This window comes from Rhodococcus sp. EPR-157 (assembly GCF_001647195.1).
In the GTDB taxonomy this organism is placed as follows: domain Bacteria; phylum Actinomycetota; class Actinomycetes; order Mycobacteriales; family Mycobacteriaceae; genus Rhodococcoides.
This window is the reverse complement of the sequence record NZ_LVCV01000367.1, coordinates 16,579-42,559: the sequence shown is the minus strand read 5'-3', so window position 1 is coordinate 42,559 and position 25,981 is coordinate 16,579. Positions and strand designations below refer to the sequence as shown.

Sequence of the window (25,981 nt, the reverse complement as noted above, 5' to 3'; positions counted from 1 at the left end):
CAGCGCCCACCGCGTCGAGTACACGACCGGCGAGCAAAGCCTTGGATCCCTCACCCAGTGCGGACTCGGAACCGTCGGAGCCGAGAAGCCAACCGTCGTTGTGGTCGACCTCGAACGCCTTGCCGTCGCCCACTGCATTCACCACGAGGAGGTCACAGCCCTTCCTCGCGAGCTTCGCACGCGCATACGTGAGCACATCGCCGTGTTCGTCGCCGGTCTCGGCTGCGAAACCGACTATGACAGTCGACGATTCGATTTCTCCGGCGGTCCGCGCATCGACGAGACCCGCAAGGATGTCGTCGTTGCGCACCAGCGGAATCGAATCCGGCTCGTTCGCGCCCTTCTTGATCTTGCTTCCCGCGATGGTTGCCGGGCGAAAATCGGCCACGGCAGCAGCCATGACGATCGCATCGGCATCCGGTGCGTACTTGCGAACCGCTGTCTGCATCTGCTGCGCGGTCTTCACGTGGACGACATCGACGGCTGCTGGATCGGCCAGCTCGGTGGTGAAGCCGGCAATCAAGGTCACGTCGGCGCCGCGCTGCGCCGCGACACGAGCGAGCGCATACCCCTGCTTTCCCGAACTTCTGTTGCCGAGAAACCGAACGGGATCGAGGGGTTCGCGGGTTCCACCTGCGGTGATCACGAGCTTGCGCCCGACCAGATCCCGAGGCAACGCATCGGCGCGCTCCGCGAGCAGCATCGAGAGACCGAAGATCTCGTCGGGCTCCGGCAAACGACCGGCTCCGGTGTCGCGGCCCGTCAACCGACCCGATGCAGGCTCGAGCACCGTGACACCGCGGCTGCGCAGTGTCTCGACGTTGGCGACTGTCGCGGGGTGCTCCCACATTTCGGTGTGCATCGCCGGAGCGAGCAGCACCGGGCACCGCGCAGTGAGCAGGGTGGCCGCGAGCAAGTCGTCTGCTCGACCACCAGCAAGGCGAGCCATCAGGTCCGCAGTGGCAGGGGCAACGACGAGGAGGTCAGCTTCCTTGCCTAGACGGACGTGCGGCACCTCGGGCACATCGGAGAAAACGTCCGTGTGTACCGGGCTTCCGGACAGCGCCTCGAAGGTTGCCTTCCCCACGAATTCCAATGCGGATTGGGTGGGGATGACGCGAACGTGGTGACCGTTCTCGGTGAAGCTACGAATGAGGGAACAACTCTTGTAGGCGGCAATACCGCCGCCCACTCCGACGACTACGCGCAACGGCTCTAGTCCTTACCGATTCTCATTCGCCTTCGGTGTGCTCGAGCAGGTCTTCATGGATCTCGCGAAGCGCGATCGACAGCGGCTTCTCCTGGAGGCCGGGCTCGACGAGCGGGCCGACGTACTCGAGGATGCCGTCACCGAGCTGGTTGTAGTAGTCGTTGATCTGGCGCGCACGCTTGGCTGCGTAAATCACCAGCGCGTACTTCGACGACGTCCGAGCGAGGAGCTCGTCGATCGGTGGGTTGGTGATACCGAGCGGCGTGTCGTAAGCCGGGAGTGCGCTGTGCGCGTCGAAGTCGGAACCGGCCACTGAAGTGCTGCTCACTGTTGATCTCCTGAAATTGCATCGTTGGTGCTGCGAAAACGCTGTTCGGCGACTATTCGGGACGTCACGAAAGCCGGTGTCAACCGACCGACGACCTACCGACCAACAAGGATACCAACTCTTCGCACGAATGGTCGACATCGGTATTGACAATGACCGTGTCGAACTCCTCCTGCGCTGCCAACTCGACCTTTGCGGTCTCGAGTCTGCGCTCGGTCGCGGCACCTTCCTCAGTAGCCCGTGAGGTCAATCGGTGCACCAAATCGTCCCACGTCGGCGGCGCCATGAACACGAGAGTCGCCTCGGGCTTGGAGATGCGAACCGCCCGCGCACCGGCAAGATCGAGCTCGAGCAGAACGGGCTTGCCCTCGTTCAAAGCTTGCTCGACGGGAGCAGCCGGGGTGCCGGAACGGTGCAGACCGCTGTGCACACTCGCCCACTCCAACAATTCGTCCGCCTCGATCATCCGGTCGAACTCCTCCGGGGTGACGAAGTGGTAGTCCTCACCGTCGACCTCACCGGGCCGCGGCGCCCGCGTGGTGACGGACACGCTGAACCACAGTTCGGGCAGCACCCGCCGAAGGACTCGAACGACGCTGGATTTGCCGACACCGGACGGACCTGCCAATACGATCAGCCGGCCCCTCCCGTGTGGTGACGAGTCGTGTGTCATCTCAAGCTTCGAAATCGAATTTGGTCAACAGAGCTTTGCGTTGACGATCGCCGAGGCCGCGCAGACGCCGAGACGACGCGATTTCCAGCTCCGTCATCAGCTCCTGGGCCTTGACCTTGCCGACCTTGGGCAGTGCCTCCAGCAACGCCGACACCTTCATCTTGCCGATGATCTCATCGGTCTCGGCGTCCGCGAGCACCTGCTTGAGATCAGTGCCGCCTCGTTTGAGGCGCTCCTTGAGCTCGGCCCTGACCTTGCGGGCAGCAGCTGCCTTCTCGAGAGCGGCAGCACGCTGCTCTGGGGTCAACTGGGGAAGCGCCACGTTTCCTCCGTATCGTTCGTCGGTGAACAATGCACTCATCGGCTGTGGTGCACGTCGCTGCTGAAAGACCAGCGGCTACCAGCAACTACAGCGACGGTACCGACGCATCGGCCCGACCGCTAACCCGCCCCCGTAGCCGGGCGAAGATCAGCGATCATCTATGGCAGAGCCGCTTCGATCTCGTCCCGCAGGCTCTTGGCCGCATCCTGAAGCGCTACGACCGACGGACCGGCGCGGAGGACACCTCGGGAAGAATTGGGCAACAACAGCTTCAGTGAGCCATCGAATATCTGCGCCAGATCCTCGACGCTCGCGCCCTGCGCTCCGAGGCCGGGAGCGAGAATCGGTCCGGTGAAACCCGACAGATCCAGACCGTGATCACGCGTCGCTCCGACCACCAGTCCGACGGTCGCCGAACCGTCAGAGTTGACCGCAGCTCCGGCGTCGACGATCGATTGGCCTACGGTGCGCCCGGTCGCGACCGCCTGCTGCAGCGAAGCCCCCTCGGGGTTGGAGGTCCGGGCCAGGACGAACACTCCCCTACCGCCCGCCTCGGCGAGCGCGAACGTCTCGTTCAGCGAATCGAAGCCCAGGTACGGGGACACCGTCACCGCGTCGGAGGACAGCGGAGAGTCCGCACCGAGCCACGACTGCGCGTATGCGCTCATGGTGCTGCCGATATCGCCGCGCTTCGCGTCGGCGATCACGAGCGTTCCGGCGTCGCGCAGCACCGAGATGGTCCGTTCGAGCACCGCGTACCCGGGGCTACCGTAGGCCTCGAAAAAAGCGACCTGCGGCTTGACCACCGCGATTTCGCCCACGAACGCTTCCACACAGATCTCGGCGAACTTCTCGAGTCCGTCGGCGTCGCGCGGCAGACCCCACTGCTCGAGCAACGCAGGATGCGGATCGATCCCCACACACAGACGCCCTCGAGCGGACGTCGCCGCGCGGAGCCGATCCAGCCATCCCTGCGCACTCATGCCTGTCCCACTCCTGCAGCCAGTACCGCATGCAGGTCCTGCAACGACCGCACACCGATGTCGCCCGCAAGGCCGGCCTCGATACCCTGCACTGCCGCCGATGCGCCCTGCACGGTCGTGATGCACGGAATGTTCTGAGCGACGGCCGCACTGCGGATCTCGTACCCGTCCACGCGTGGTCCGGAATTACCGTACGGAGTGTTGATCACCATGGCGATGTCTCCGGCAAGGATGCGATCGACAATGGTGACGGCACCTTCGGGCACCTCTTCTCCGGACTGCTTGTAGACCTGCTCACACGTGATTCCGTTTCGCCGCAGCACCTCCGCGGTACCCTCGGTGGCCAGGATCGTGAACCCCAGGTCCGCGAGCCGCTTGACCGGGAAGATCAGGGAACGCTTGTCCTTGTTCGCGACGGACACGAACACGGCACCCGACGCGGGCAGCGAACCGTAGGCCGCCGTCTGGCTCTTGGCGAACGCCGTACCGAAGTCGGCGTCGATACCCATGACTTCGCCCGTCGACTTCATTTCCGGACTCAGCAGCGTGTCCACTCCGGTGCCGTCTGCGCGCCGGAACCTGTTGAACGGCAGCACCGCTTCCTTGACGGCGATCGGAGCACCGAGCGGCGTCGTGCCGCCATCTCCCACGGCGGGGAGCATTCCGCTCGCCCGCAGGTCGGCGATCGACTCGCCCAGCATGACGCGGGCGCAGGCTTTCGCCAACTGCACTGCCGTTGCCTTGGACACGAACGGGACCGTGCGGCTTGCCCTCGGGTTCGCCTCGAGCACGTAGAGGATGTCGTCCTTGAGCGCGTACTGAACGTTGAGCAGACCCTTGACGCCGATACCCTTGGCCAGCAATTCCGTCGAGCGACGGACGTTCTCGATGTCGGAGCGGCCCAACGTGATCGGCGGAAGCGCACATGCCGAGTCACCGGAGTGAATCCCGGCCTCCTCGATGTGCTCCATGACGCCACCCAGGTAGACCTCGGTACCGTCGCACAGAGCGTCGACATCGATTTCGACGGCGTCTTCGAGGAACCTGTCGACGAGCACCGGACGGTCGTCCGAGATCTCGGATGCACGCGAGATGTAGTCCGCGAGCGACGCCTCGTCGTACACGATCTCCATGCCGCGTCCGCCGAGAACGTACGACGGCCGGACCAGCACGGGATAACCGATGCTCCCTGCGATGTCGCGAGCGCCGTCGAACGTCGTCGCCGTACCGAACTTCGGTGCGGGAAGTCCGGCTTCGGTGAGAACTCGCCCGAACTCGCCGCGATCTTCCGCGAGATCGATCGCCTCGGGACTGGTTCCGACGATCGGCACGCCGGCGGCCTTCAACCGCTTGGCGAGGCCGAGCGGAGTCTGGCCACCGAGTTGGACGATGACGCCCGCCACCGTGCCCGACGCGGATTCCGCGCGATACACCTCGAGCACGTCCTCGAACGTCAACGGTTCGAAGTAGAGACGGTCCGCCGTGTCGTAGTCGGTCGAGACGGTCTCGGGGTTGCAGTTGATCATCACGGTCTCGTAGCCGGCCTCGGACAACGTCTGTGCCGCGTGGACGCACGAGTAGTCGAACTCGATCCCCTGGCCGATTCGGTTCGGTCCGGAGCCGAGAATGAGGACCTTGTCCCGCTCACGCTGCTCGGCGACCTCGGACTCGGCTTCGGGGTCCAGTTCGTAGGTGCCGTAGTGGTACGGGGTCTTCGCCTCGAACTCGGCGGCGCAGGTGTCGACGGTCTTGTACACCGGATGCACCCCGAGCTGATCGCGCAGTGCGCGCACGCCGTCCTCGCCGCCCAGCTCCGGTCGCAGCGCTGCGATCTGGCGATCCGACAGGCCGTGATACTTCGCTTGACGCAACAAGACTTCGTCGAAGTCGGCGGCCGCGCGGAGTTCGTTACCGAGTTCGTGGATCTGCTGGAACTGGTCGAGGAACCACGGGTCGATCTTGGTGGCATCGAACAGCTGCTCCAGAGTCGCCCCGAGCGCGAATGCCTTCTCGATCCCGTACATGCGTCCGTCCTGCGGAACGCTGAGATTCTTCAGAAGCGCGTCGAGACTCTCTGCCTCCACGTCAGGACCCGTCCAATAGCCCGCACGTTTGGTCTCCAGCGAACGCATCACCTTGCCGAACGCCTCGGTGAAGTTGCGCCCGATGGACATCGCCTCACCGACGGACTTCATCGTCGTGGTCAGGGTGCCGTCGGCGCCAGGGAACTTCTCGAACGCGAAGCGCGGTGCCTTGACGACCACGTAGTCCAGAGTCGGCTCGAAGCAGGCAGGAGTTTCCTTGGTGATGTCGTTGACGATCTCGTCCAACGTGTAGCCGATGGCGAGCTTGGCGGCCATCTTCGCGATCGGGTAGCCAGTCGCCTTGGACGCCAATGCCGAGGACCGCGACACCCGCGGGTTCATCTCGATGACGACGAGTCGACCGTCGGCGGGATCCATCGCGAACTGGATGTTGCAGCCACCGGTGTCGACGCCCACCTCACGAAGGATGTCGATCGAGAGGTCACGCATCTTCTGGTACTCGCGGTCGGTCAGCGTCATCGCGGGCGCGACGGTCACCGAGTCGCCGGTGTGCACACCGACGGGATCGACGTTCTCGATGGAACAGACGATGACCACGTTGTCGCGGCCGTCGCGCATGAGCTCGAGTTCGTATTCCTTCCAGCCGAGGATCGACTCCTCGATCAGGACGTTCGCGGTCGGCGATGCCGCCAGACCACCGCCTGCGATGCGGGTCAGATCGGCGTCGTTGTACGCCAGCCCCGAGCCGAGCCCGCCCATCGTGAACGACGGCCGAACCACGACCGGGAAACCGAGTTCTTCAACCGTCGCACGGACCTCGTCCATCGTGTAGCAGACAGCCGATTTGGCCGACTCTCCGCCGACCTTCGTGACGATGTCCTTGAACATCTGACGGTCTTCACCGCGCTGGATGGCGTCGAAGTCCGCGCCGATCAACTCGACGTCGTACTTGGCGAGGATGCCCTGATCGTGTAGTCCCACGGCTGCATTGAGAGCTGTCTGACCGCCGAGGGTCGCGAGGACTGCGTCGATCGGGTGGCCCTGGGCGGCCTCCCGAGCAAAGATCTTCTCGATGAAATCCGGGGTGATCGGCTCGACGTACGTCGCGTCCGCGAACTCCGGGTCGGTCATGATCGTTGCGGGGTTCGAATTGACCAGGCTGACGCGCAGCCCTTCCTCGCGGAGCACCCGGCAAGCCTGGGTTCCGGAGTAGTCGAACTCACAGGCCTGACCGATGACGATTGGCCCCGAACCGATCACCAGGACGTGGCCCAGATCGCTGCGGCGTGGCATTACTTGTCAACTCCCTCGAGCACTGATGTGAACCGATCGAAGAGATACGCGGCGTCGTGTGGACCCGCCGCGGCCTCGGGGTGGTACTGAACCGAGAAGGCACGGCCGTCGAGCAGTTCGACGCCCTCGACGGTGCCGTCGTTCGCGCATGTATGGCTGATTCGTGCACGTCCGAAATCGGTGTCGAATTCTTCGCCGGCTTCGCCTTCGAGCGCGAATCCGTGATTCTGCGCGGTGATGGCAATGCGTCCGGTGGTGTGTTCGATCACCGGGATATTCATGCCTCGGTGGCCGAACTTCATCTTGTAGGTCGAGCGTCCGAGCGCGCGACCGAGGATCTGGTTGCCGAAACAGATACCGAACAGCGGCAGCTTCCGGTCCAGTACCTCGCGGGTCAACGCGACGTTCGCATCCGCTGTCGCCGGGTCCCCTGGGCCATTGGACAGGAAGACTCCGTCGGGATTCAGGGCGAGAATCTGCTCGACGCTGGTGGCGGAGGGGACGACATGGACGCGGATACCGCGCTCGGCGAACATTCGTGGGGTGTTCGTCTTGATGCCGAGATCGACAGCGACGACCGTGAATCGGGCTGTGTCGGCCGGCTCGATGGTGTAGCCCACAGAAGTCGTGACCTCGCCGGCCAGATCGGCACCGAGCATCGACGGTTGGCCGAGCACCTGTTCCAGCATCTCGCCCTCGGTCCCGAGGGAGTCACCCGAGAACACCCCGGCACGCATGGAGCCGCGGCTGCGGAGGTGTCGAACTAGCGCGCGCGTGTCGATACCGGCGATCCCGACGACGTTCTGGGCTTCGAGCTGATCCTGCAGTGATCCCGTTGCTCGCCAACTCGACGTGCGGCGCGCGGGATCGCGTACGACGTAACCCGCAACCCAGATCTTGTTGGGATCCTGCGCACTGGCGGCCTCGCCGTCCTCTTGATTCCAGCCGGTGTTGCCGATCTGCGGCGCCGTGGCGACGACGATCTGTCGGTGGTAGCTGGGGTCGGTGAGTGTCTCCTGGTAACCGGTCATCCCGGTGCAGAACACGGCTTCTCCGAGCGTCCGGCCCTGGGCTCCGAAGGTGGTGCCGCGAAATATCCGGCCGTCCTCCAGAACAAGAACTGCGCTGCTCACGCGGTTGTCTCCTTCGTATCGTTCGTATGTGTGTCCGGGTCAACCCACTCGGGGTAGACGAGCTTGTCATCAGCTCGGAATCCTGTGTCGATCTCGGTTCCGGTCGGGAGAACCCAACGGATCACGAGCAGTCCGTCCTTGCTCATGACTTTGCCTGCCAGCCCTCGCTCGGTTCGGATCGCGCGCACCGATTTCTGCGGAATCCAGATAGTGGACTCGCCGGTGCGCGTGAGCAGAATGCCTTCGGTGTGCCGCGACAGTTCCGCGGTCGCGCGGTGTCCGATGTCGCCGACGGCAATTCGGTCCTGCCAGCTCGGCGCGATGGTGCTTCCGACGTACAGCCCGGTCGACGCCTCGATCAGCGTCTCGCCGAGGTCCGCGGGTACCTCAGGGAAGGATCCGATGGATTCGGCCTGACGCTTCTGGCGCCCGCGCCAACCCCAGAAGATGAGGCCGATCATGGCGATCCAGAAGACGATGAAGCCGATGACGATGAGAACCCTGTCCATTCTCAATCACCGACCTTGGACCGCGTCACGCCGTCGCGAGCGGTGATTCGTCCGCGCAGGAGTGTCGTGGTCACCTTCGCCGAGAACGTCATCGACTCGAACGGGGTGTTGTCGGAGATACTCGCGAGGCTCTTGCCGACGACCGTCCACGATGCGCTCGGATCGACGAGGACGAGGTTCGCGGTCTCCCCTACCTCGATGGGCCTGCCCTGATCAGCCAACCCGACGATCTGCGCCGGGCGCTCACTCATCACGCGCGCAACCCCGCGCCAATCCAGCAGTCCCGGTTCCACCATCGTCTGTGCGACGATCGCCAGTGCTGTCTCCAATCCGAGCATGCCTGGCTTGGCCTGCGCGAATTCACAGCACTTGTCCTGCTCGGCGTGCGGAGCGTGATCCGTCGCGACGCAGTCGACCGTGCCGTCCGCCAGGCCGCGCCGCAACGCTTCGACGTCCGATGCCTCGCGCAGCGGCGGGTTGACCTTGTTGATCGCGTCGTATGTCTCGAGCCTCGAATCGTCGAGTAGCAGGTGATGCGGCGTTACCTCTGCAGTGATCGAAATGCCTTGTCCGCGAGCCCACTTCAGCAGCTCGACGGTGCCGGCTGTCGAGGCGTGGCAGATGTGCACGGAGGCTCCGGCGTCGCGCGCAAGCAGGGCGTCGCGGGCGACGATCGACTCCTCGGCCGCCCTCGGCCATCCGGCGAGGCCGAGCCGAGCAGCCGTCGGCCCTTCGTGCGCGATCGCGCCGACCGTGAGTCGTGGTTCCTCGGCGTGTTGCGCAATGAGCACGCCCAGCGAGCTCGAGTATTCGAGAGCTCGCCGCATGATCAACGGGTCGTCGACACACTTGCCGTCATCGGAGAACATCCGCACCTTGCCGACTCCGGCAGCCATCGTTGCCATCTCGGCGAGCTGCTTGCCGCCGAGGCCGACGGTGATCGCGCCGACCGGGTGCACGTCGACCAGGCCGACCTCCTGCCCCCGTCGCCACACGTGGTCGGTGATGACGACCGAGTCGGCAACCGGCGAGGTGTTGGCCATGGCGAACACCGCGGTGTAGCCGCCGAGCGCGGCAGCGGCGGAACCGGTCTCGATGGTCTCGGTGTCCTCGCGGCCGGGCTCACGCAAGTGTGTGTGTAGGTCGACGAAACCGGGGAGCAGAATCTGACCGTGACCCTCGACGACCTCTGCGTCGCCGGGGTCGAGATCGGGTCCGATCGAAGCAATCTGGCCGTCGTCGATCAATACGTCGGTCGCGGGTTCTTCGCCGTAAACGAGGACGCCCTTGAGCAGCACGCTCATCACGCACCCCCGTCCGAACCGACGAGCAATCGGAACAGAACCGCCATGCGCACGTGAACCCCGTTCGTAACCTGTTGTAGGACTGCAGTTCTGGGAGAATCAGCTACTGAGGATGCGATCTCCATGCCGCGCAGCATCGGACCCGGGTGCAGCACGACGGCATGCTTGGGCAGCAGATCCATCCTTCTCTGGGACAACCCGTAGGTGATCGAGTATTCCTTGGGTGACGGAAAGAACCCACCGTTCATACGCTCGGCCTGCACCCGCAGCATCAATACGGCATCGAGAGCCGGCAGCTCGGCGTCGATGTTGTGTGATATCCGGACCGGCCACATCGACGCGCCGACAGGCAACAACGTCGGGGGCGCGATGAGTACCACCTCGGCACCGAGGGTCGACAGCAGAATCGCGTTCGACCGAGCGACCCGGCTGTGCAGGATGTCGCCGACGATCCCGACTCGCTTACCCGCGATGGATCCGAGACGCTGACGCAGCGTCAGGGCATCGAGCAGAGCCTGCGTGGGGTGTTCGTGCGTTCCGTCACCGGCATTGATCACCGCCGGACCACCGCCGTCGCCTTGTCCAGCTGTCCACTGAGCGATCTGGTGCGCGGCACCCGACGCCGGATGCCGAACGACCAGAGCGTCGGCGCCTGCTGCGCGCAGGGTCATCGCGGTGTCGCGCAGGGACTCGCCCTTCGATACCGACGAGCTGCTCGCGCTGACGTTGATCACATCGGCGCTCATCCACTTGCCTGCAACCTCGAACGACACCCGCGTCCGCGTCGAGTTTTCGAAGAACACCGTCATGACGGTGCGGCCTCGCAGGGTGGGGAGCTTCTTCACCTCACGGCCGAGCAGCGCCTGCTCGAACCGGTCGGCTTCGTCGAGCAGTTCGGTTGCCGATTCGAGAGTGAGATCGGATACGGACAGCAGATGCTTCACTTGGCTTCCCTCGTAGCGGCCAGGCTGACCCCGTCGTGTCCGTCGTGCTCGACGAGCTGCACCGACACGTCTTCGGTACGGGCGGTCGGGACGTTCTTGCCCACGTAATCGGCGCGAAGCGGAAGCTCACGATGACCCCGATCGATCAGGACTGCCAGCTGGACCGCGCGTGGACGACCCAGATCGCGCAGCGCATCCAACGCCGACCGCACCGTACGTCCGGAGAAGAGTACGTCGTCGACCAGCACGACCAGGGCGTCGTCGACCCCACCGGAAGGAACCGAGGTGCGTTCGAGTGGGCGGTGTGGCTTGCCGCGAAGATCGTCGCGGTAGAGCGTGATGTCGAGGGAGCCTACCGGTGGCCTGATCCCGGAGAAGGTGTCGATCCGGTCGGCGAGCCGCTCTGCGAGGGTTGTGCCGCGGGTGGGGATTCCCAGCAGGACCACACGAGGCGCGTCGGCTGAGTCGAGCGCGGTCTTCTCGATGATCTGATGTGCCATCCGCGCAATGGTCCGGCCTACATCGGCAGCGGACAGAAGTTCGCGGGACGAGCTGGAGGGTGGTTCGGACGCAGGCAAACTACGACCTCCTTCTCCGCCTCTCTGGACGGATCGTTAAAGGATGTCTGACAGTGCACCAGCCTAGCAACGACGCTCCCCGAACCTGTTATTCAGGGAGCGTCGCGTGAGCCGAATTACTTGTCGCCGGCTTCGTCGCTGCGCGAGGACACAGCGGCAGCAGCTGCCCGGACCTGCGGGGCCACCAGCACGATCTGGCCGAGCACGCCGTTCACGAAGGACGGCGAATCGTCGGTGGACAACTGTTTCGCAAGCTCGACGGCCTCGTCGACCGCAACGACCGGTGGAACGTCGGTCGCGTGAAACAGTTCCCACACCGCAACGCGCAGGATAGCTCGGTCGACCGCAGGCAGACGGTTCAACGTCCAATCGTTGAGGTGGTCCGAAATTACACTGTCGAGACGGTCGAGGTTCTCCGCGACGCCGCCCACGAGAGTCTCCGTGTACTCGCTGACCGGCGCGATCGAATCGTCGGCGCGGGCCAGCTCGATGCGCTCCTTCGCCAGACGCACCGGATCGGCATCACGAGCTTCGGCCTCGAACAGGAAGTCCACGGCCCGCTTGCGTGCCTTGTGACGCGCACCGAGCTTCTTGACCGGCTCGTTCTCGCTGCGGGCCGAACTCTTCTTCGACGAATTCTTCGACGACACCTTAGGAGTTCACACGCCCGAGGTAGTTGCCGTCGCGCGAATCGATCTTCAGCTTGTCGCCGGTGTTGATGAACAGAGGCACCGACACCTCGGCACCTGTTTCCAGCGTTGCCGGCTTGGTTCCGCCGGTCGAACGGTCCCCCTGCAGACCGGGATCGGTGTGCTTGACCTCGAGTTCGACGGTGACCGGCAACTCGACGTACAGCGGTACGCCCTCATGCGTGGCGACCTGGACCTGCATGTTCTCGAGCATGAAGCGAGCGCCGTCACCGACCACCGCTTCGCTGATCGAGATCTGGTCGTAGGTGTCGCCGTCCATGAAGACGAAGTCGCTGCCGTCGTGGTAGAGGTACGTCATGTCGCGACGATCGACAGTGGCAGTCTCGACCTTGACTCCGGCGTTGAACGTCTTGTCGACGACCTTGCCAGACAGCACGTTCTTGAGTTTGGTGCGCACGAATGCGGGGCCCTTGCCCGGCTTGACGTGCTGAAACTCGATGATCGTCCACAGCTGATTCTCGATGCTGAGGACGAGACCGTTCTTGAAATCACTGGTGGAAGCCACAGTCTTTTACGTCTCCTCGTGTTCTCGTGTGCAGGAACCGCCGTGCGTCACACGAGAGTAAGTTCCTTGGTGGTCATGGTCAGCAGCTCAGGACCGTCGTCGCGAACGATGAGCGTGTCTTCGATCCGCACGCCTCCGCGCCCCGAGAAGTACACACCCGGCTCGACGGTCACAGCTGCACCGCACAGGAGTGTACCGGTGCTCGACTTCGCGATTCCCGGCGCTTCGTGGATTTCGAGTCCGACGCCGTGCCCGAGACCGTGCAGGAAGAACTCTCCGTAGCCGGCGTCCTCGATCACCGAGCGCGACGCCGCATCGACGGACGCCGTGCGCGCACCCGGCGCGAGCGCCTCACGGCCGGCGGTCTGCGCGCGCTGCACCAACGAGTAGAGGTCCGTCTGCCACTGCTGCGGCGTGCCGAGCACCACCGTGCGCGTCATGTCCGAGTGATAGCCCCCGACAAGCGCTCCGAAATCGAACTTGACGAAGTCGCCGGTTGCCAGCACCGCAGCGGTGGGACGGTGATGCGGCACCGCGGAGTTCGGACCCGCTGCGACGATGGTCTCGAACGAAATGCCGTCGGCGCCGTGCTCGACCATCAAAGCCTCCAGCTCACGGGCAACGTCGAGTTCGGTACGGCCGACGGCGACGCCGCCTCGTTCGATCAACACCGCGAACGCGTCGTCGGCCGCGCGGCATGCGTCCCGAAGCAGTCCGACCTCGTGCTCGTCCTTGACCATCCGTAGTTCTTCGACGAGACCAGGTGCGCGTACGAGCGTCGCCTTGGGTTCGATGTCGCTCCACGCTCGGTGCTGGTCGACGGTCACGACGTGCGACTCGAAACCGACCGAGCCCGGACGCGGCGTCACATCGCTGCTCAGCAGATACGCCGCCGAAGACCTGTCGATCACAGCACGCAGATCAGGCACTTGCTCGGCGACCTGCGTCAGATAGCGACCGTCGGTGCAGACGACGGTGTTGTCCTCTCGATCCGCCGAGTCGTGCGCCGACACGATCAGTGCAGCGTTGGACCCGGTGAAACCGGTGAGGTAGCGAATGTTGAGCAGGTCGGTCACCAACATGGCGTCGAGATCGTTCGATTCCATGCTGCGACGAAGGGCAGCGCGTCTACTGCTGTGATCTACAGGCATTCGTACAACGTACCGCTGTGACTTTGTCCAGCCAGGACCGAAACCCAGACACCAGGTTCTGTGGGGTCGCCCACATCGCGCGCCTCGTATGGATAGGCTGTGCCCCATGACAGGGTGGGTGGTACGCGGAATCGGTATGTGCTTGATCAACGTGGCGGTGAGGATCCTTCTTGGCGTCGCGGTAACGCAGTGGCCGCTGCACGGATCTCAGCTACGGTGGCTCGGGATGGCAGCAGTGTTGCTTGCGGTCGTGGTGTGGGCGGGGCTCGACGGTATTCGAGACCGTCGGAAGAACCCCGATCCCGAATACGGCGAGGACCTGACGATGTTGTGGCTCAAGGCCGCAGTCCTCGGAGGCCTCGCGGCGGGGTTGATCACCTGGTTCGTGCAATTGATGGTCGACTTCAGCGTCGGCCAGAACTCCTTGTTCTTCGAGCTGACCTCCGGTGCCGCTTTCACCATTCTGGTGATCTTCATCCCGGCGACCATCTCGGTCTTCCTCGGTCGCCTGCTCGCAGGCCGGGACGCGAAGAAGAAGTTGGAGGCGGCCGATGCGCAGCGGGAGAAGGAACGCCACGATCGTCACCTTGTCGGCGCCGGTTCGGCATCGTCTTCGGCTTCGACGCCTCCCGCCCAGGATCAACCTCAGTGGTCGGGTGACAACGCAGATACCGAGGTATTTCGCGCGGTCGATCCCGACGCGCCCGAGCAGCGTGGGTCTGCCACGAAACACCGCGACAATTCCTGAGACTTCGTAGTGTGAGTGGACATCCATGCGGCGCATGGATGTCCACTCACCGAGCTCCTACAGCAAGATTCCCGTTGACGAGGAACCCGTGTCATCCTTGGCGATAGCCGAATATGCGGCAACGAGAAGCGACGGGTCCGGACCTTCCAGTCGACCGGGCTTGGCAAGACCGTCGAGGACGACGAATCGGAGCATCCCTGCTCGATTCTTCTTGTCGGTCTGCATTCCCTTCAGCAGGTCGCCGAACGCATCTCCGTCGTAGCCGACGGGCAGGCCGACCAGTTCGAGGATCGAGCGGTGCCGGTCTGCTGTAGCGTCGTCGAGCCGACCGGCGAGTCTGCCGAGTTCTGCTGCGTAGACCAGTCCGACCGCCACGGCAGCTCCGTGACGCCACCGATAGCGCTCCCGGCGCTCGATGGCGTGACCGAGGGTATGCCCGTAGTTGAGAATCTCGCGAAGGTTCGACTCCTTCAGGTCAGCTGCGACTACCCGCGCCTTGACCTCGACGGACCGACGGATCAGCTCCGGCAAAACCGTGCCGGCGGGATCGAGCGCAGCCTCGGGATCTGCTTCGATCAGATCGAGTATCACCGGGTCCGCGATGAATCCGGTCTTGATGACCTCGGCGAGCCCCGCGACGATCTCGTTCCGCGGAACGGTCTCCAGCGTCGCCAGATCGATCAAAACTGCTGCCGGTTCGTGGAACGAGCCGACGAGGTTCTTGCCTGCCTCGGTGTTGATGCCGGTCTTTCCGCCGACGGCGGCGTCGACCATCGCGAGCAAGGTCGTCGGTACGTGCACGATCTTGACTCCGCGCATCCAGGTCGCGGCCACGAACCCCGCAAGATCCGTCGCAGCGCCGCCACCCAGGCTCACGATGGCATCGGAGCGAGTCAGACCGATTCGGCCCAGGACTTCCCAACAGAAGCCGGCTACGGCCAGTTCCTTACCGTCTTCGGCGTCGGGAATTTCGATGCGATGTGCGTCGATCCCCTGAGCTGCCAACGCCTCTCGGACTGCTTCGGCGGTCTCCGCCAGCGGCGGCTGGTGGAAGATCGCGACGGTGCGCACATCCGCGAGTTCGGCAACCAGGTCGGTCAACAGTCCCCTGCCGATGATCACCGGGTACGGCGCTGCCGACTCCACCATGACTCGTACTGGTTCGGTCATCGGTTCATCTCATCCATTGGGGCTTCCTGCTTTCTCGTGGTAGTGCTTCAGCTTCGCGACGACCTGTCCGACCACGCGTGCCGGACTGCGACCGTCCGTTCGCACTCGGATCGTCGCGACCGAGCGGTACAACGGCCGACGGGTCCGCATCAGGTGCTGGTACTTGCCTCGAGGATCGGGCCCGGCAAGAAGCGGTCGGGACGAGTTGGCGCCCGTCCGCCTGAGCCCTTCGGCCACACTGATCTCCAGGTAGACGACCGGCAGTGGTGCCAACAGCGCTCGAGTTCGCTCGGACAGTATGGATCCGCCGCCCAGTGAGACCACACCGGTGTGGGTAGCCAGCGCTTCGGCGACGACCTGCTCCTCGATACTTCGAAAGGCCGGTTCACCGTCGTGCGAGAAGATGTCGGCGATCGTACGCCCGGTGCTCCGCTCGATCATCACATCGGTGTCGCACAATTCAAGTTCGAGAGCAGCGGCCACTCTGCGACCGATGGTGGACTTGCCTGCACCGGGCGGTCCGATCAGCACCGCGTACGGAGTCATCGCGGTGGTCGGGCGGCTGTGCCCTTCACGTAGTGATCGACGTTACTGGTCGTCTCCGCCAACGAATCGCCGCCGAACTTCTCCAATGCCGCCTGCGCCACCACGAGCGCCACCATCGTCTCGGCGCCCACGCCCGCTGCCGGCACGGCACAGACATCCGAGCGCTGGTGGATTGCCACCGCTTCCTCGCCGGTCGTCATGTCCACGGTGGCCAACGCGCGCGGAACCGTCGAGATGGGCTTCATGGCTGCACGAACCCGTAGCGCTTCGCCGTTGGTCATGCCGCCTTCAAGTCCGCCTGCGCGGTTCGTCGAGCGCAGAATTCCGTCGGGACCAGGCTTGATCTCGTCGTGCGCTGCGCTTCCCCGTCGCCGAGCAGTCTCGAACCCGTCACCGACCTCGACGCCCTTGATGGCTTGAATTCCCATGAGCGCAGCGGCAAGTCGAGAATCGAGACGGCGCTCGCCACTGACGAACGATCCGAGTCCGACCGGCAGACCGTGCACGACGACTTCGACGATGCCGCCGAGGGTGTCGCCGTCACGCTTGGCCGACTCGATCTCGGCGATCATCGACTCTTCCGCCGACTTGTCGAACGCGCGCACAGGGCTCGCATCGATCGCGTCGAGATCATCGCCCGACGGCGGCGGTCCGACGTACGGATCGGAGGCGCCGATGGAGATCACGTGGGACACGACCTCGACACCGAACGCTTGCTTCAGGAAGTGGCGGGCCACGGTACCGATCGCGACGCGAGCTGCGGTCTCCCGCGCGCTTGCCCGCTCGAGCACCGGGCGGGCGTCGTCGAAGCCGTATTTCAACATCCCCGAGTAGTCGGCGTGGCCCGGTCGCGGACGCGTCAGCGGAGAGTTGCGGGCGAGATCCGACAACACACTGTCGTCGACGGGGTCGGCCGACATGACCTGCTCCCACTTGGGCCATTCGGTATTGCCGACCTCGATGGCGATGGGCCCGCCCAACGTCAGTCCGTGTCGCACGCCGCCGGTGATGGTGACCTTGTCCGCTTCGAACTTCATCCTCGCGCCTCGGCCATAGCCGAGTCGTCGACGGGCGAGTTGGGTGGCAATGTCCTCGGAGGTCACCTCGACGCCCGCGACCATTCCTTCGAGGATGGACACGAGAGCAGGGCCGTGAGATTCTCCGGCAGTTATCCAGCGCAGCACGCGATCATCTTTTCACGTCGGGACGGCGGCCGATGCCAGCAGGGTCGCCGCGCACATCGACGGTCCGTGGGGCACAGTCGCGCTGGCCCGTCCGACTGCCATACACGCGACACCGACGACGCCCGTGAGCAGCGGTGCAATCAGGGCGGCGGCCACCCACGCGTCCGTGCCCGCCAATGCTGCGACTCCCCCCAACGTGAACGCGAGCTTCACATCGCCCGCACCGAATGCTGTAGGGAGACAGAGGTGTACTGCGAGATAGCAGAAGAACAGCAGGACCGCGCCCGACAGCGCCACGACAAACGCATCGATGACGTAGGAGTAGGCGAGAATGCACACGGCACCGATGCCGGTCAGCATGTTCGGGAGCCGGCGTGACACGACGTCGATCCAGCTCAGCCACACGCACCACATCGACAAGAGCACGACCGGCACATCGCCGTCGGTGAGCAGTGTCCACGCCACGTTCGTATCGTGACTCACCGTCCGATACCGCTACCGACGGAAACAGTGGTCAGATATTGCCCTGTGGATAGGTCCTGCCCTGTGGACACAGGTCACGAACCAGCGATCGCCGCTCGCATCTGGTCCTTCGGCGCCGGGCACCCAGTGAATTGTTCCACCTGTCCGAACGCCTGGTTGAGCAGCATCGCGAGCCCGGAGACGACCTGGCCGCCGCGGGCATGCACTGCGTCGGCAAGCGGGGTCGGCCACGGGTCGTAGATCGCGTCCAGGACGATCGGTGCGTGTGCGAGGGCGCTCGCCCAGGGTGCCGCACCGGCTGCAGGCACCGTACTGACGAGCACCGACGATCGTGCAGCGACGTCGGCGAGCGATGGGTCGTCCACCTGCAGAAACTCGGCGGCGAGCCCGACCGCCTCGGCGCATTCGAGTGTGTCTCGTGCTCGTTCGACGGACCGCGCGACGACGGTCACCGACGCCGCACCGAGACCCGCCAGCGCAATCAGCGCCGGGCGCGACGTTCCCCCGGCACCGACGACGGTCACCGCACTGCCCGAGAGATCGACGACTCCATTTTCGACGAGCGCACCGCTGACGCCGTCGACATCGGTGCAGTCCGCCCGCCACCCCCGCGTCGTCCGGACGAGGGTGTTCGCCGAACCCGCCAGAGTCGCGCGCTGGGTACGTTCGTCAGCGAACTCGAGTGCAGCAACCTTGCCCGGCATCGTGACCGAGAGACCGACCCAGTCCTGGCCGAGGCCACTGACGAGGTGGGGAAGCTGCTGTGCCGTGCACTCGATGCGCTCGTAAGTCCACCCGGTCAGCCCGAGAGCTGCGTAGGCGGCACGGTGCAGAAGCGGCGACTTGGAGTGCTGTATCGGGCTCCCGAGTACTGCTGCACGCACCGGTCAGCGACCACTCTCGAGGAAACCGTCTTCGACCTTGCCGATGTTGGCCAGGTGCTCGTCGTAATTGCGTGTGAAGAGTGTCTCGCCCGCCTGGTTGATGGTCACGAAGTACAACCAGTCACCATCTGCCGGAGCTTCGACTGCCTCGACTGCGGCAACGCTGGGAGAGGCGATCGGTGTCGCAGGAAGCCCCTCCATCGCGTAGGTGTTCCACGGGGTCACCGTGGCGCGATCCGCGTCGGTCGTCGCGACTTCGGTGGTGTCCAGCGAGTAGTTGACCGTCGAGTCGAATTCGAGCTTCTGGGGCTCGGCGAGACGATTGACGATCACTCGCGCAACCTTGCTGAAGTCAGCGGGCAAAGACTCTCGTTCGACCAACGATGCTGCGACCAGCGTCTCGTAGGGGTCGAGGCCCGAGTCCGCGCCCGCAGTCAGAATTCCGGTGTCCTCGTACGTCTGTGCGCTCTCCGATACCAGCTGTCGGAGTATGTCGCCCGCAGACGCGGTCGGGTCGATGTCCCAGCTCCCGGCCGCTATCAAACCTTCCAGCTGCCGATCGCGGTCGGGCACACCGCGCACGCGATCACTTGCCCAGTCCGGCACGCCGAGCGCGGAGGGGTCGTCCACTGCTCCGGCCGCGTTGAAATCCTCGTAGGAGATGCAGGTAGGCGTTCCGCTTCCGGTGGTGTCGATGCAGCTTGCTTCCGAAAGCAGCGTGTAGATGCCTTTCTTGACGGCGTCGGTGTTGACGTCACGCGCGTCGTGCAACTGTCTTCCTTCGGAGATGACGACGCTGCCCACTCGCGCTGACGGGTCGACGAGGGTGTCGACTGCCTGCGAGGCCGGAATGTTGCTCGGCAACAGGTAGTAGCCAGGTTGTACCGACGCTATGTCGGCGTTCTGGACAGCCGCCCCCATGAACGCGTCAGCGCTGGCCACCACGCCCTTCTCAACTGCTTCGACACCGATCTGCTGTGCCGTGTCACCCGGATGGACGCGCACGACCACGGAGTCACCCGGTGCCCCCGCCGCGAAATCGTCCGGCGCCACCGGGCCACCCGAGAGCCTGTCGAACACGAAGAAGCCTCCCCCGGCGACGATGAGAACGACGATCAGGCCCAGGACCACGCCGAGAACGCGCCCGCGCTTCTTTCGGCTGACAGCGGCGCGAGCCTGCCGCGTCTGCGCCCGGCTACGACCGACTTGTTCAGGCTGCGCACCGTGGACTGCTCGATGGAATTCGCTGCCCTCACCGGTTCGGTATCCGATCGGATCGGTGTGCGCCTCGTCCTCGTACTGTCTGTTGTTCACTCGCCGACCTCCGGGATGTGACCCTGCGCTTCCAGGTTCTGCTGTACTGCGAGGTTCTGCTGTTCGGCCAGGCGGGAGGACCGCTCGTCCAACCACCCTTGAAGGATGGCCACCGCGGCGGCCTGATCTATGACTCCACGTTGTGACTTCGCGCGGACGCCACTGTCTCGAAGCGCTCGCGTCGCGGTCACGGTGGTCAGTCTCTCGTCAGCCATTCGGATCGGGATACCCGGCACCTGCTTGGCGAGAGCGCGGGCGAAACCCGCAGCGGCGTCCACCGCTGAACCACTCTCGCCACGCAAGGTCCGGGGCAGACCGACGACGATCTCGACAGCGTCGTATTCCTCGACGATCGATGCCACACGCAGCACGTCCGGAGACCTGGATCCCTTCGCTTTGGCGCGCGGGATAGTTTCGACCGGGGTCGCGAGAATTCCACCGGGGTCGGACGATGCGACACCGATTCGGACGCTTCCGACGTCTATGCCGATCCTCCGGCCAGGTCCTGGATCGTCGGCGCCTGGCCGATCCGGGGCACGACCGATCGCGGGTCCATCTGCGGAATCGTTCACGATCAGGTTGTCGCCGCGTCGGCTATACGGGCCCGCACCGCGGTCATAGCCTCCGCGATCCCGTCCGGGTTGGAGCCCGACCCCTGTGCGGAGTCGCCCTTGCCGCCTCCCCGGCCGCCGATCGCGGGACCGAAGCTTGACACCAGTTCGCCTGCCTTCACACCCGCGTCCTGCGCTGCCGTGTTGGCGGACACCACGAACGGAACCTTGCCGTCGACGGATCCGAACAACACGACGACCGCCGGGTCGTTACCCATCCGGCCACGGAGGTCGGAGGCGAGTCCTCGCAGTTCGTTTCCACCCACTCCGTCGGGAGCCGTGGCGATGACAGCACGAACACTGCCGATCCGCTCGGCTCGCCCGAGAAGGTCACCGGCAGAAGCCGACACCGATGCCGCCTTCACGGCCTCCACCTCCTTCTCCGCTTGCCGAAGCTTCTCCACGAGAGTCTCGATCCGCGCCGGAACCTCGTCGGTCGGCACCTTCAACGACGAAGCAACACCGGCCAGCAAGGCTCGTTCCTTCGCCAGGTAGCGGTACGAATCGAGCCCGACGAATGCCTCCACACGCCGAATCCCAGACCCCACCGAAGACTCACCCAGCAGGGTGACCGGACCGATCTGCGAGGAATGTTCGACGTGCGTACCACCGCACAGCTCCATCGAGAACGGTCCACCGATCTCGACGACGCGGACCTCGTCACCGTAGTTTTCGCCGAACAGCGCCATCGCGCCCATCGCCTTCGCGCTGTCGAGATCGGTGACGGACGTGTTGACTGCATAGTCGGCGCCGATGGCGTCGTTCGTCACAGCCTCGATGTCATTTCGCTGGGCATCGGACAACCCTCCCTGCCACGAAAAGTCGAAGCGCAGGTAGCCGGGCTTGTTCAGCGAACCGGCCTGGGTAGCGTTGGGTCCGAGCACTTGCCGCAGTGCGGCATGCACCATGTGGGTCCCCGAATGTCCCTGGGTCGCACCCTTGCGCCACGCCGGATCGACATCGACCCGCACGATGTCACCTTCGGTGAGCTGTCCCGACTCGACGGTGACCTTGTGCGTCCAGACCTTCTTCGCGATCTTCTGGACGTCGTTCACCTTCACTGCCAAACCAGGTGCCGTGATCGATCCGATGTCGGCGATCTGGCCACCCGACTCCGCATACAGCGGGCTCCGGTCGAGGATGACCTCCACGGACTCCCCCGCAGTTGCCGTCGGGACGCGGACGCCGCCGGAGATCAACGCGAGAACGGTGGCCTCGGAGGACAGTTCCTCGAAACCGGTGAACTCGGTCGCACCGCGATCGACGAAGTCCTTGTACACCGACAGATCGGTATGAGCGTGTTTGCGGCTGCGCGCATCGTCCTTCGCGCGCTGGCGTTGCTCCGCCATCAACGCGCGGAAACCGGCTTCGTCTACGGTCAGTCCCGCTTCGGATGCCATCTCGAGCGTCAGATCGATCGGGAAGCCGTAGGTGTCGTGCAGCGCGAAAGCGTCTGCGCCACGGATAGTCCGGCCGCCGGCGGACTTGACAGTCTCGGCCGTCGTGTCGAACAACTTCGATCCTGACGTCAGCGTCTTGAGGAAGGCAGCTTCCTCACCGACGGACACGTTGAGTATGCGATCGAATCCCGCCACCAACTCGGGGTAGGACTCGGCCATCGTGTCGCGGACGACGGTGATCAGCTGAGCCATGACCTGATCGGGCGCACCGAGTAGTCGTGCCGATCGGACGATGCGGCGGAGAAGTCGGCGCAGGACGTAGCCTCGACCATCGTTGCCGGGGTTCACACCGTCGGAGATCAGCAACGCAGCTGTTCGTGCATGGTCGGCGATGACACGGAATCGAACGTCGTCGTCGTGGTCGGTGCCGTAGCGCCGGCCGCTCAGTTCTTCGGCCTTGGCGATGACCGGCCGCACCAGGTCGGTCTCGTAGACGTTGTCGACACCCTGAAGCAAGAATGCGACACGTTCGACGCCCATGCCGGTGTCGATGTTCTGCTTCGGAAGCGGCCCCAGAATCTCGAAGTCGTCCTTGCTGATTCCCTGGCCACGCTCGTTCTGCATGAAGACGAGGTTCCAGATTTCGATATACCGGTCCTCGTCGGCCTCGGGGCCGCCATCGACGCCGAACTCGGGTCCGCGGTCGTAGTAGATCTCCGAACACGGACCACAGGGTCCGGGAATCCCCATCGACCAGTAGTTGTCGGCCATTCCTCGGCGCTGGATACGCTCGTCGGGAATTCCGGCGATTTCCTTCCACAATTCGATGGCTTCGTCGTCGTCCAGGTATGCGGTGACCCAGATCCGCTCCGGATCGAACCCGTAGCCGCCCGCGTCGACGCTTCCGGTGAGCAGGGCCCACGCGTGCGTGATCGCGTCACGCTTGAAGTAGTCGCCGAAGGAGAAATTGCCGGCCATCTGGAAGAAGGTGTTGTGTCGAGTCGTGATTCCGACGTTCTCGATATCCAGTGTGCGGACACACTTCTGAACGCTGGTAGCCCGCGCGAAGGGAGGGGTCTGCTGACCGAGGAAGTACGGAACGAACTGCACCATGCCCGCGTTGACGAACAGCAGGTTCGGGTCGTCGAGCACCAACGAGGCGCTTGGTACTTCGGTGTGCCCAGCTTTCACGAAGTGGTCGAGGAAACGCCTGCGGATGTCATGGGTCTGCACTGGTACAGGTTAACGCGCGCCGGCTACGCCTCGTGCAGTCCCCACGAACGGCGGCGATCCACGCTCAGCTACCCCGGACGATTCGACGGAGCTTGCCCACTCTGGGGCCGATCTCGCGTTCGACGCCGTGATCGGTCGGCACGTAGTAGTCGACGCCGATGAGTTCGTCGGGTGGATACTGCTGCCTCAGCACCCCACCTGGATCGTTGTGGGGGTACTTGTATCCGACAGCATTGCCGAGACCTTCGGCTCCCTTGTAGTGACCGTCGCGCAGGTGCGGTGGGACTGCACCTGACTTTCCCGCGGACACGTCGGCCATGGCTGCACCGAGAGCAGCGATGACGGCTCCGGATTTGGGCGCCGTCGCCAGGTGAATGGTCGCCTGCGCCAGTGCCAGCCGAGCTTCGGGCATACCGATCATCTGAACTGCGGTCGCCGCTGCGGTCGCGGTCTGCAGTGCTGTGGGATCTGCCATGCCGACGTCTTCGCTGGCGTGCACAACGAGCCGCCTGGCGATGAAACGAGGGTCCTCGCCCGCTGTGATCATGCGCGCCAGGTAGTGCAATGCGGCGTCGACGTCGGAGCCGCGGATCGACTTGATGAACGCACTGATCACGTCGTAGTGCTGGTAGCCGTCGCGGTCGTAGCGGACCGCTGCTTTGTCGACACTCGCTTCGACCGTCGCCAAGTCGAGTGTCGGTCCGGTTGCCGCTCCGGCGGCGGCTTCCAGTGCGGTCAGTGCGCGTCGGGCATCTCCGGCAGCGAGCCGCACCAGATGTTCCATCGCATCCTCGGCGATCGACACCGCACCGTCCAGGCCCCGAGGATCGTTGGCCGCGCGGGTGAGCAGAACTTCGATGTCCGCGGAGCTCAGGGGCTGCAGCTGCAACACGAGCGAACGAGACAGCAGCGGTGAGACTACCGAGGACGTCGGGTGTGCGGTCGTCGCTGCGACCAGAAGAACGATCCGGTTCTCTACCGCGGCAAGTAGCGCATCCTGCTGTGTCTTGGAGAAACGGTGCACTTCGTCGATGAACAGCACGGTCTGCTCGCCTGCGGTGAGGCGTCGACGAGCCAGATCGATGACACCTCGCACCTCCTTCACCCCGGCCGACAGCGCCGAGAGCGCTTCGAACTTGCGTCCGGTGGCCCCGGAGATCAGCGATGCCAACGTCGTCTTGCCGGTTCCAGGAGGGCCGTAGAGCATCACCGAGGACGCACCCGAACCGTCCACGAGCCGTCGAAGTGGTGCACCAGGTGCCAATAGATGACTCTGCCCGACGACCTCGTCGAGCGTCGTCGGACGCATCCGCACCGCCAACGGGGCTTCCGGGCGAACATACGGACGCGAATGTGCCGCTGGTCCGTCACTGTCGGTCGAATCGTCGGTCGTGTTGTCGGGAGCGTCGAACAGGCCGTGCTCGTCTGCGTCTTCGTCGAATCCGGCTCCGAAACCTCTGCTCACAGGGTCAGTGTTCCCATTTCTTCTCCAGGGCCAGCACGACGCGCGCCGCGAATGCCGCGACGTCGGAATCCCCCGGTTCGCGTGGCTTGATCTACCAGAACGGTCCACCTCGAGATGAGTGCATCCGAACGCGGAACGGACAGGTGATGGGCACGTGCCGCAGCGATGCGTGTGTGATTGTTCGGCAGGAACCAGTACGTGGTGAGCCACACCCAGATCAGCTGGGCGTCCAATATCTTGGTTGCCAGCACGGTGTCATCGGCGAGGTGCGGCCAGATTCCGACCACTTCGGAACGCCACGCGTCGATCATCGCTTGGGCGCGAGCGGCCGACAGGTCGAAATGACACAGACATCCGGGGAACGAAGCGAGGGCGTAGGTGATGTCCAGGGTGGCGTCCCGGAACCCGCCCCACTCGTAGTCGAGGAATCTCACGCCCTCTTCGTTGACGATGATGTTGTCCGGGCACAGATCCGATGGGCTGAACGCGCGGAATGCGCCGTGCGCAAACAGTCTCCCGCTGCGCGCGACGCGTTCGAGCAACGCATCGGGCATGTGGTCGACGCCGAGGTCGTCCGCAAGCATCCGAGGCACCACTGCCAGCGCGTCGGGGATCTGCGCCGAAATTCCGTCGGCCGAATCGGGGAGGCCCACCCGGCGCAACAGCGCCGCGAAATCGTCTTCTCGGCCGACCGTCGCGGCGTGCATTCGCCCGAGCGCCTGCGCCATCGCCATCAACGAATTGGTCACCGACGCCGCATCCGAGTGTTTCAGCAACGCGGTGATCGGACTCGCATCACCCAGGTCGCTGAGAACGAGCAATCGGGCTTTGAGATCGTAGGCAAGCAATTCCGGTCCTGGCCTGCTGTCGGTGGCCAGTGCGTTGGCGAACTGGTAGGACGCAGCCTCTCGAAGAAACGCGGACGGACCGCCGATCTCGGCACCCGGCGCCGACTCGTCGGTTGCGTCGCGTACCTGCTTGATCACCAGGGTCCGCGGAAGCTGGAACGGATTTTCCGACACGCGAACACGGAGAACGGTTGCCTGGCCACTTCCTCCGAGGTCGACGGGATCAACCAACGTGACGGGTGCGCCGGTTCGCCTGGTGAGTAGCAGCTGAGCGGCGGCTACTACCTCTGAGACAGGGTCTGCCAATGTTGCGGTCATCGGACTCCAAGGTACCCGGTAGGTACGACGGACTGGGCAGTGTCACCCACCATTTTCGGACCGAACTGGGGAAACGTAGATACCGATTT

Annotated in this window: 25 protein-coding genes; 1 reads left to right on the top strand and 24 read right to left on the bottom strand. The window is 64.4% G+C overall.

Features of this window, described 5'->3' with window-relative positions:
* The 14 genes from coaBC to A2J03_RS16895 form a co-directional block, all read right to left on the bottom strand.
* Positions 1–1,210, bottom strand: a 1,210-nt coding sequence (coaBC, locus tag A2J03_RS16960; RefSeq protein ID WP_068376130.1) for a bifunctional phosphopantothenoylcysteine decarboxylase/phosphopantothenate--cysteine ligase CoaBC, incomplete at its 3' end; no start/stop codon positions are given.
* A gap of 22 nt (positions 1,211–1,232) precedes the next feature.
* The gene (gene rpoZ / locus A2J03_RS16955) at positions 1,233–1,538 is read right to left on the bottom strand and encodes a DNA-directed RNA polymerase subunit omega (protein ID WP_068376118.1); all 306 of its coding nucleotides are present in this window, start codon (positions 1,536–1,538) and stop codon (positions 1,233–1,235) included.
* A 79-nt stretch (positions 1,539–1,617) separates the two neighbouring features.
* A complete protein-coding gene (gene gmk, locus A2J03_RS16950; RefSeq protein WP_068376116.1) occupies positions 1,618–2,211 on the bottom strand; it encodes a guanylate kinase in 594 nt (197 codons plus the stop codon).
* A 1-nt stretch (position 2,212) separates the two neighbouring features.
* The gene (gene mihF, locus A2J03_RS16945; RefSeq protein WP_068376129.1) at positions 2,213–2,533 is read right to left on the bottom strand and encodes an integration host factor, actinobacterial type; all 321 of its coding nucleotides are present in this window, start codon (positions 2,531–2,533) and stop codon (positions 2,213–2,215) included.
* Positions 2,534–2,691: 158 nt separating this feature from the next.
* The gene (gene pyrF / locus A2J03_RS16940) at positions 2,692–3,516 is read right to left on the bottom strand and encodes an orotidine-5'-phosphate decarboxylase (protein ID WP_082897893.1); all 825 of its coding nucleotides are present in this window, start codon (positions 3,514–3,516) and stop codon (positions 2,692–2,694) included.
* Positions 3,513–6,854, bottom strand: a complete 3,342-nt coding sequence (gene carB, locus A2J03_RS16935) for a carbamoyl-phosphate synthase large subunit (protein WP_068376111.1) — start codon at positions 6,852–6,854, stop codon at positions 3,513–3,515. Before carB ends, pyrF begins: the two co-directional genes overlap by 4 nt.
* The gene (gene carA / locus A2J03_RS16930; protein WP_068376109.1) at positions 6,854–7,987 is read right to left on the bottom strand and encodes a glutamine-hydrolyzing carbamoyl-phosphate synthase small subunit; all 1,134 of its coding nucleotides are present in this window, start codon (positions 7,985–7,987) and stop codon (positions 6,854–6,856) included. The genes carB and carA overlap by 1 nt, the downstream gene beginning before the upstream one ends.
* Positions 7,984–8,496, bottom strand: coding sequence for a PH-like domain-containing protein (locus A2J03_RS16925; RefSeq protein ID WP_068376107.1), 513 nt, complete (start codon positions 8,494–8,496; stop codon positions 7,984–7,986). Before A2J03_RS16925 ends, carA begins: the two co-directional genes overlap by 4 nt.
* Before the next feature lie 2 nt (positions 8,497–8,498).
* On the bottom strand, positions 8,499–9,800 hold the full coding sequence (locus A2J03_RS16920) for a dihydroorotase (RefSeq protein WP_068376105.1): 1,302 nt from the start codon (positions 9,798–9,800) through the stop codon (positions 8,499–8,501).
* A complete protein-coding gene (locus tag A2J03_RS16915) occupies positions 9,800–10,744 on the bottom strand; it encodes an aspartate carbamoyltransferase catalytic subunit (RefSeq protein ID WP_068376103.1) in 945 nt (314 codons plus the stop codon). Before A2J03_RS16915 ends, A2J03_RS16920 begins: the two co-directional genes overlap by 1 nt.
* Positions 10,741–11,322, bottom strand: coding sequence for a bifunctional pyr operon transcriptional regulator/uracil phosphoribosyltransferase PyrR (gene pyrR, locus A2J03_RS16910; RefSeq protein WP_068376102.1), 582 nt, complete (start codon positions 11,320–11,322; stop codon positions 10,741–10,743). Before pyrR ends, A2J03_RS16915 begins: the two co-directional genes overlap by 4 nt.
* Positions 11,323–11,438: 116 nt before the next feature.
* Entirely contained in the window at positions 11,439–11,972 is a 534-nt protein-coding gene (nusB, locus tag A2J03_RS16905; RefSeq protein WP_068376101.1) for a transcription antitermination factor NusB, read from the bottom strand.
* Position 11,973: 1 nt separating this feature from the next.
* Complete coding sequence (gene efp / locus A2J03_RS16900) at positions 11,974–12,537, bottom strand: elongation factor P (protein ID WP_068376099.1); 564 nt, start codon at positions 12,535–12,537, stop codon at positions 11,974–11,976.
* 47 nt (positions 12,538–12,584) lie between these two features.
* Positions 12,585–13,688 carry a M24 family metallopeptidase gene (locus A2J03_RS16895; RefSeq protein ID WP_068376097.1) on the bottom strand — a complete coding sequence of 368 codons (1,104 nt, stop codon included), beginning with the start codon at positions 13,686–13,688 and terminating at the stop codon, positions 12,585–12,587.
* A 106-nt stretch (positions 13,689–13,794) separates the two neighbouring features.
* Here A2J03_RS16895 and A2J03_RS16890 point away from each other — a divergent pair, with 106 nt between their 5' ends.
* On the top strand, positions 13,795–14,436 hold the full coding sequence (locus tag A2J03_RS16890; RefSeq protein ID WP_068376095.1) for a B-4DMT family transporter: 642 nt from the start codon (positions 13,795–13,797) through the stop codon (positions 14,434–14,436).
* Positions 14,437–14,493: 57 nt separating this feature from the next.
* On the opposite strand, the gene aroB is transcribed toward A2J03_RS16890, so the two are convergent.
* The 10 genes from aroB to A2J03_RS16840 all read right to left on the bottom strand — a co-directional run bounded on the left by aroB (position 14,494) and on the right by A2J03_RS16840 (position 25,892).
* Complete coding sequence (gene aroB, locus A2J03_RS16885; protein WP_068376093.1) at positions 14,494–15,606, bottom strand: 3-dehydroquinate synthase; 1,113 nt, start codon at positions 15,604–15,606, stop codon at positions 14,494–14,496.
* Between the two features lie 9 nt (positions 15,607–15,615).
* Complete coding sequence (locus tag A2J03_RS16880) at positions 15,616–16,152, bottom strand: shikimate kinase (RefSeq protein ID WP_068376091.1); 537 nt, start codon at positions 16,150–16,152, stop codon at positions 15,616–15,618.
* Positions 16,149–17,336 (bottom strand): chorismate synthase, encoded by a 1,188-nt coding sequence (aroC, locus tag A2J03_RS16875; RefSeq protein ID WP_068376089.1) that lies wholly within the window; start codon positions 17,334–17,336, stop codon positions 16,149–16,151. Before aroC ends, A2J03_RS16880 begins: the two co-directional genes overlap by 4 nt.
* Before the next feature lie 12 nt (positions 17,337–17,348).
* Positions 17,349–17,801 (bottom strand): prepilin peptidase, encoded by a 453-nt coding sequence (locus tag A2J03_RS16870; protein WP_231912571.1) that lies wholly within the window; start codon positions 17,799–17,801, stop codon positions 17,349–17,351.
* A gap of 92 nt (positions 17,802–17,893) precedes the next feature.
* A complete protein-coding gene (locus tag A2J03_RS16865; protein ID WP_068376087.1) occupies positions 17,894–18,703 on the bottom strand; it encodes a shikimate dehydrogenase in 810 nt (269 codons plus the stop codon).
* 3 nt (positions 18,704–18,706) lie between these two features.
* Positions 18,707–20,017, bottom strand: coding sequence for an endolytic transglycosylase MltG (locus A2J03_RS16860; RefSeq protein ID WP_068376085.1), 1,311 nt, complete (start codon positions 20,015–20,017; stop codon positions 18,707–18,709).
* Complete coding sequence (gene ruvX, locus A2J03_RS16855) at positions 20,014–20,589, bottom strand: Holliday junction resolvase RuvX (RefSeq protein ID WP_068376080.1); 576 nt, start codon at positions 20,587–20,589, stop codon at positions 20,014–20,016. Before ruvX ends, A2J03_RS16860 begins: the two co-directional genes overlap by 4 nt.
* A 2-nt stretch (positions 20,590–20,591) precedes the next feature.
* A complete protein-coding gene (gene alaS, locus A2J03_RS16850) occupies positions 20,592–23,261 on the bottom strand; it encodes an alanine--tRNA ligase (RefSeq protein ID WP_068376078.1) in 2,670 nt (889 codons plus the stop codon).
* Positions 23,262–23,325: 64 nt separating this feature from the next.
* Positions 23,326–24,726, bottom strand: coding sequence for a replication-associated recombination protein A (locus A2J03_RS16845; protein ID WP_068376076.1), 1,401 nt, complete (start codon positions 24,724–24,726; stop codon positions 23,326–23,328).
* Positions 24,723–25,892, bottom strand: a complete 1,170-nt coding sequence (locus A2J03_RS16840; protein ID WP_231912570.1) for a kinase — start codon at positions 25,890–25,892, stop codon at positions 24,723–24,725. Before A2J03_RS16840 ends, A2J03_RS16845 begins: the two co-directional genes overlap by 4 nt.
* Positions 25,893–25,981 lie beyond the last annotated feature (89 nt).